Below are 6,184 nucleotides of genomic sequence, written 5' to 3'. Positions count from 1 at the left end.
GCTATTGATAAAACTGTAGCTCCTTTTGCTTTAGCTTCTCTTAACACAGAAAGTGTATCAGCAGTTTCACCAGATTGGCTAGCTAATATAACTAATGTGTTTTCATCCATGAATGGATCGCTGTATCTGAATTCTGAAGCTATGTCAGTTACTACAGGAACCTTTAAGAATCTTTCTACTGCATGTGCTCCAACAAGTCCTGCATTATAAGCAGTACCACAAGCTACTATATAGATTTTATTTATTTTTTCTAATTGTTCTTTAGTTATATCTATATCGTCTAATTTGATTTCACCATTTTCGTCTAATCTTCTCATTAGAGTATTCTTAGTACCTTCTGGTTGTTCATATATTTCTTTTATCATGAAATGGTCGTATCCGCCTTTAGATGCTGCTTCAACGTCCCAAGTTATTTCGTTTACTTTTTTGTCTACTACTTCTCTATTTTCGTTTAAAACTTGAACTTTGTCTGCTGTTATGTGAACATATTCACCATTTTCTAAGTAGTAAACCTTTCTTGTGTATTTTAATACTGCAGGTATATCAGATGCTATGAAGTTTTCTCCATCGCCTAATCCAACTATTAATGGACTGTCTTTTCTAACTGCTACTAATTCTTTGTCGTTATCTGTGCATATAACACCTAATGCATAAGCTCCTCTAAATCTAGCTGTAGCTTTGTAAACTGCATCTAAAAGATCGCCTTGGTAATATTTGCTTATCATATGAGCTGCTACTTCTGTATCTGTTTGAGATACAAAGTGGTATCCTTCAGCTTGTAATTCAGCTCTTAATTCTAAGTAGTTTTCTATTATACCATTGTGAACTACTGCTATAGTTTTATCTTCATTAAAATGAGGATGCGCATTTTCGTCTGATGGCACACCATGAGTAGCCCATCTTGTATGACCTATACCTAAATGTCCTTCTATTGGAGATTTTTGTAAATCTTCAGCAAGTACAGCTAATCTACCTTGGAATTTTCTTATTTCTAAGTTATCTTTTCCATTGTTTACTGCTACACCTGCAGAGTCATATCCTCTGTACTCTAATTTTGATAGTCCATCGACTAAAACATCTGTTGCTTGTCTGTTACCTAAGTATCCTACTATTCCACACATAATTTGTGTCCTCCTAAAAAATATTAATTTATATATTTTTAAGATTCGGGTCAATCCACATGGGTTTCTTTTTGTTTAATAAGATTACTCTTATACTTTGTAGAAATCCTTCGATGGTGGCACACCGCAGAGCATCCGCCGACATTTCGATTAACTCTGACCTCGTCAACTTAATTAAACAATTAAGTTCTGGCGCTTAAGTAAATCCCAGTTTTATTCTAGTATTTACAATTAACTTAAGATATATTCCTATGCTGTCATAAACATAATATTTTCTCAGACTTCATATCAATTATTCAGTTGTCAATATAAACATCGGGAGTAAAACTGCAATAAGACTGCAGTTTTACACCCTATTATTCTCAATTATTATTAAAATTTATGCAAATATTATTTAATGACCAGCATATTTACCTATTTAATATTTTTAATAAGTATTTTTCTCTTAAGATAATTTTTCTTTAATAAGATCTGCTAACCCTTGAGCTAACTCTCTTATTTGACCTTCATCTTTACCCTCTAACATAACTCTTACTAATGGTTGTGTTCCAGATGGTCTTATTAAGACTCTTCCTGTACCATCCATAAGCTTTTCAAGTCTTTCTATTTCAGCTCTTATTTCTTCATTTTCCATGTATTTGTTTTTTACTTCATTTTTAACTTCCACGTTTATTAAAACTTGTGGGTATGTTGTCATTAGAGCTGATAACTCTGATAAAGTTTTACCTTCTTCTTTTACAATTTTAGAAACGATTAATGAACTCAATGTTCCGTCTCCAGTAGTATTATAATCTAGGAAAATCATATGTCCTGATTGTTCTCCTCCTAAATTATATCCATGTTTTTTCATTTCTTCTATTACATATCTATCTCCAACATCTGTAATAGCTAATTTTATACCATATTCCTTAGCTGCTACATGAAGTCCCATATTGCTCATTGTAGTTACTACTAATGTATTGTCAGCTAGTTTATTTTTATTTTTAAGGTAAACAGCCCCTAAAACCATTATATGATCTCCATCTACAATTGCTCCTGTTTCATCTACTGCAATTAATCTGTCAGCATCTCCATCGTATGCAAGACCGAAATCAGCTTTATTTTCTACAACGGCTTTTTGAAGTCCTTCTGGATGAGTTGATCCACATTTATCGTTTATATTTTTACCATTAGGAGTAGTATTTATATCTATTACTTCAGCTCCTAATTCTTTGAAAACTGCTGGTGCAACCTTATAAGATGCTCCATTTGCACAGTCTAGTACTACTTTTAATCCTGTTAAATCTGCATTTACTATAGATTTTAAATAATCTACATAATCTTTTGTTGCTGTATGTTTGTGAATTCTTACACCAACTTTTTCACCTATAGGATTATAATCTATTTTTTCTATATTATCAATATATTTTTCTATTTTTAACTCTATTTCGTCGTCTAATTTAAACCCATCTTTGTTGAAAAACTTGATTCCATTGTCTTCCATAGGGTTGTGTGATGCAGATATTACAACACCACAATCAGCTCCATATTTTCTAGTTAAATATGCAACTCCTGGTGTAGGTATTACTCCAACTGTTATTACATCACATCCAACAGACATTAAACCAGCGATTAATGCTGCTTCTAACATATCTCCTGATTGTCTTGTATCCTTACCTACAACTACTTTTACTTTATATTCTGTATTAGTTAGAACATATCCTCCAGCTCTACCTAATTTATATGCTAAATCACAAGTAAGCTCTTTATTAGCTACTCCTCTTACTCCATCAGTTCCAAAATATTTTCTCATAAAAAGTCTCCTTCCAAATTGAAAACCTTAATAGTTATTATATCAATAAAATTTAAAAATCTTTCTTACAAATTATTAACATTTATTCTCATATTTAATAAAATTTATATTCTTATTTATAGACGTTTCAAGCGATTTCGTTCAAAATCGGAAAATTGTCATAGAATTATTTTAATACTTATAAAGAAAAAAGACAATAGATAACTTACCTATTGTCTTTTATTTGTTACTTTTTACATTTTAATTATCAATTAATATATTTTTTTTGAATTTAAACCTTATTTAGATGTGACATAGCTTGGGTCAATAGATATACTCTTGACCTCTGCATCTCTGTAAACAATCGGATATTGTTTGTCAGGACTAAAGCCCTCCTCTAAATCTATATATAATTTTAAATCATCTTTAGATATTTTTTGTGAATTCTTAGCGTATTTTAAAGTAACCTTTATAGTATCTGGAATGTCAAAATTATCAAGTGATATATTTTGATCGTTATTATTTAGTAAATTCAATTCATCCTTATAATATGTAAATGTATCTACTAAACTATTTTCTTTTGACATTTTTATAGTTACACTATCTTTGTCACAAGTAACTCCATTTGGAATTTGTAGTTTTATTACTTTACTATCTGATTCAAAATTATTGATATCAATAGTATTTGTATTTATAGAGTCTATATTATCTATATCAGCACTTTTTCCTTTTATTTTTATAACATCAGGGGATAAAATAAAATCCTCACCTTCAATCAAATCTGAACCAGAATTAGTGAATACAGGATTTATCTTAACTTCTTTCTGCTTTAAAAAAGATATTTCTGCGCTAACTTTGTCAAATTCTAAATTCACATCGCTTACTTTCTTCTTATCAGCATCCAATGCTTCTAATGTTAAATCTGTTGTATAAGTGCTAGAAGATTCCTTGTCGGCATTAAAGCTTGCTTGTATATATTTTACAGAATCTATCCTACTTCTAGGTCCTGAGATTTTAACCTTCTCATTTTTTAGTTTAACAGTATCCACATCATCCGCATAATCTCCAGTTATATTTACTGTTATATTTCTTTCTTCTTCTATTACTTTTTCCAAATTTATAACAATAGTATCTGATTTAAAATCTGTCGTAACCTTGTCGCTAGCACTTGCTCTTAGGTACAATTGATTTTGACCTTCTATTGGATGATTTACAGTACCGTAGACATTTATATTTTCTGCAGTTATCTTTTGTAAATCCGATAAATTCCCCTTAACATACACAGACGCAACTAAATCCTCATCTGGATCCACAACTAAATCTAAATCATTTATTTCATTTAAATTAGTTATAGTAATCGGTATGTCTTCATATAATTTTGTATCCTCTGGATCTACAACAGCCATGACATACATCCAAAGTACTATTGCACTTAATAAAGATATTATTTTTATTTTGGTATTTTTCTTTAATTTTTCTATCATTTGAATATACCACCTTTAAATAAAGTTTTCTCAGTTGAACTCTTTCTCAAATTATTTTTAAGGATATTTGACATTCTTTCTTTAGCGATATTTCTATATAATTTACCTGATTTCGCAATTGAAACCTCTCCTGTTTCCTCTGAAACAATTAAAGTCAAACAATCCGAAACCTCACTAATACCAACACCTGCTCTATGTCTAGTCCCTAGGTCCTTTGTTAAATCCTTACTTTGGCTTAACGGAAGAAAACACGCCGCAGCCTTTATCTTATAGTCCCTAATGACAACAGCTCCATCATGCAATGGCGTATTTGGTATAAATATATTTATCAATAATTGTCTAGAAACATCTCCATCTATAGTTGTCCCTGTATTGATTATATCTGATATTTTAGTTTCTCTCTCCATAATTATAAGAGCTCCTATTTTTTGTCTAGAAAGAGAATATAATGTTTCAACTATCTCTTCTATCATTTTATTAAGCTCTGCATCTTCTTCCTTTTTATTATTTTTTTCAAATAATTTAAAATTCGCTCTACCTATGTACTCAAATCCTGCTCTCAACTCAGGTTGGAATATTATACAGACAGCTATAACCCCTACCTCTATAGCATTTACTAAAATCCAGTAAAGAGTATGCAACTTAAACAAATCACTTATTTGGGTAGCCAATAGCAAAATTACTATTCCTTTAAAAACCTGCTCTGCTCTAGTATCCTTTATAAACATATATATTTTATAAAAAATATAAGCAACTATAGCTATATCCACAACATCGTATATACTCATTTTTAATATTATACTAATAAAACTATTAAAAAAATTATTTAAATCGGACATCACATCATCCTCCTATTTAATTAGCTTTTTTATACTATATATATATTCACATTTTTAGTTTTTCACTTTGTATTATACTATATTAATCTAACTATATACAAATTATACACAATTTTGTAAGAAAAACTTTATTTTAAAGTCTTTTAAACTTAACTTTTTTAAATCTAATAGTAAAATAACAATTTTTATATAAAAAAAAAGTCTCACTAATGTGAAACTTTTTCGATTGGTGAGCGCACAGGGATTCGAACCCCGGACACACGCCTTAGAAGGGCGTTGCTCTATCCAGCTGAGCTATGCACCCATATTTTATTGGAGCGGGAAACGAGATTCGAACTCGCGACTTCAACCTTGGCAAGGTTGCGCTCTACCACTGAACTATTCCCGCTAATTATGGCGACCTGGAAGGGACTCGAACCCTCGACCTCCAGCGTGACAGGCTGGCATTCTAACCAGCTGAACTACCAGGCCGCATTTATGGTGGGACCAACAGGGCTCGAACCTGTGACCCCCTGCTTGTAAGGCAGGTGCTCTCCCAGCTGAGCTATGATCCCATTTTATTGGTGACTCATAGGGGAATTGAACCCCTGTTACCGCCGTGAAAGGGCGGTGTCTTAACCGCTTGACCAATGAGCCATTTTACTGGTTGCGGAGGAAGGACTTGAACCTACGACCTTCGGGTTATGAGCCCGACGAGCTACCAACTGCTCCACTCCGCGACATTATACTTGTGTGGTGCCGAAGACCGGAATCGAACCGGTACGAGAGGTTAAGTCTCGCAGGATTTTAAGTCCTGTGCGTCTGCCAGTTCCGCCACTTCGGCAATCATTTGGCTCCAAGGGAGGGACTCGAACCCTCAGCCTATCGGTTAACAGCCGAGTGCTCCACCATTGAGCTACCTTGGAACATTACGTGGCTACGTCTTACTCTCCCAGGCGGTCACCCACCAAGTACCATCAGCGCTAAAGA

4 protein-coding genes and 8 tRNA genes are annotated in these 6,184 nt (G+C 32.7%); all 12 read right to left on the bottom strand.

The genetic code is table 11. From position 1 onward, the window contains the following. The coding region (gene glmS, locus MR593_RS02930; RefSeq protein ID WP_290686776.1) for a glutamine--fructose-6-phosphate transaminase (isomerizing) at window positions 1–1,121 on the bottom strand (1,121 nt) is incomplete at its 3' end. Between the two features lie 445 nt (window positions 1,122–1,566). Next, entirely contained in the window at window positions 1,567–2,913 is a 1,347-nt protein-coding gene (glmM, locus tag MR593_RS02925) for a phosphoglucosamine mutase (RefSeq protein ID WP_290686774.1), read from the bottom strand. Window positions 2,914–3,191: 278 nt separating this feature from the next. Next, window positions 3,192–4,376, bottom strand: coding sequence for a CdaR family protein (locus MR593_RS02920; protein WP_290686772.1), 1,185 nt, complete (start codon window positions 4,374–4,376; stop codon window positions 3,192–3,194). Beyond that, complete coding sequence (cdaA, locus tag MR593_RS02915) at window positions 4,373–5,215, bottom strand: diadenylate cyclase CdaA (RefSeq protein WP_290686771.1); 843 nt, start codon at window positions 5,213–5,215, stop codon at window positions 4,373–4,375. Before cdaA ends, MR593_RS02920 begins: the two co-directional genes overlap by 4 nt. Window positions 5,216–5,442: 227 nt before the next feature. Further along, a tRNA-Arg gene (locus MR593_RS02910) sits at window positions 5,443–5,519 on the bottom strand. Between the two features lie 9 nt (window positions 5,520–5,528). Beyond that, window positions 5,529–5,603 (bottom strand) — tRNA-Gly (locus tag MR593_RS02905). A gap of 6 nt (window positions 5,604–5,609) precedes the next feature. Continuing rightward, window positions 5,610–5,686: transfer RNA gene (locus MR593_RS02900), tRNA-Asp, on the bottom strand. 7 nt (window positions 5,687–5,693) lie between these two features. Further along, window positions 5,694–5,769 (bottom strand) — tRNA-Val (locus MR593_RS02895). Window positions 5,770–5,776: 7 nt separating this feature from the next. Further along, window positions 5,777–5,851 (bottom strand) — tRNA-Glu (locus MR593_RS02890). Between the two features lie 7 nt (window positions 5,852–5,858). Beyond that, window positions 5,859–5,934: transfer RNA gene (locus MR593_RS02885), tRNA-Met, on the bottom strand. 14 nt (window positions 5,935–5,948) lie between these two features. Continuing rightward, window positions 5,949–6,038, bottom strand: a tRNA-Leu gene (locus tag MR593_RS02880). A 7-nt stretch (window positions 6,039–6,045) separates the two neighbouring features. Further along, a tRNA-Asn gene (locus tag MR593_RS02875) sits at window positions 6,046–6,120 on the bottom strand. Window positions 6,121–6,184 lie beyond the last annotated feature (64 nt).

Origin of the sequence: Intestinibacter sp. (assembly GCF_022780145.1) — a bacterium.
Taxonomy (GTDB): domain Bacteria; phylum Bacillota; class Clostridia; order Peptostreptococcales; family Peptostreptococcaceae; genus Intestinibacter.
This window is presented reverse-complemented; position numbering and strand designations above follow the sequence as displayed.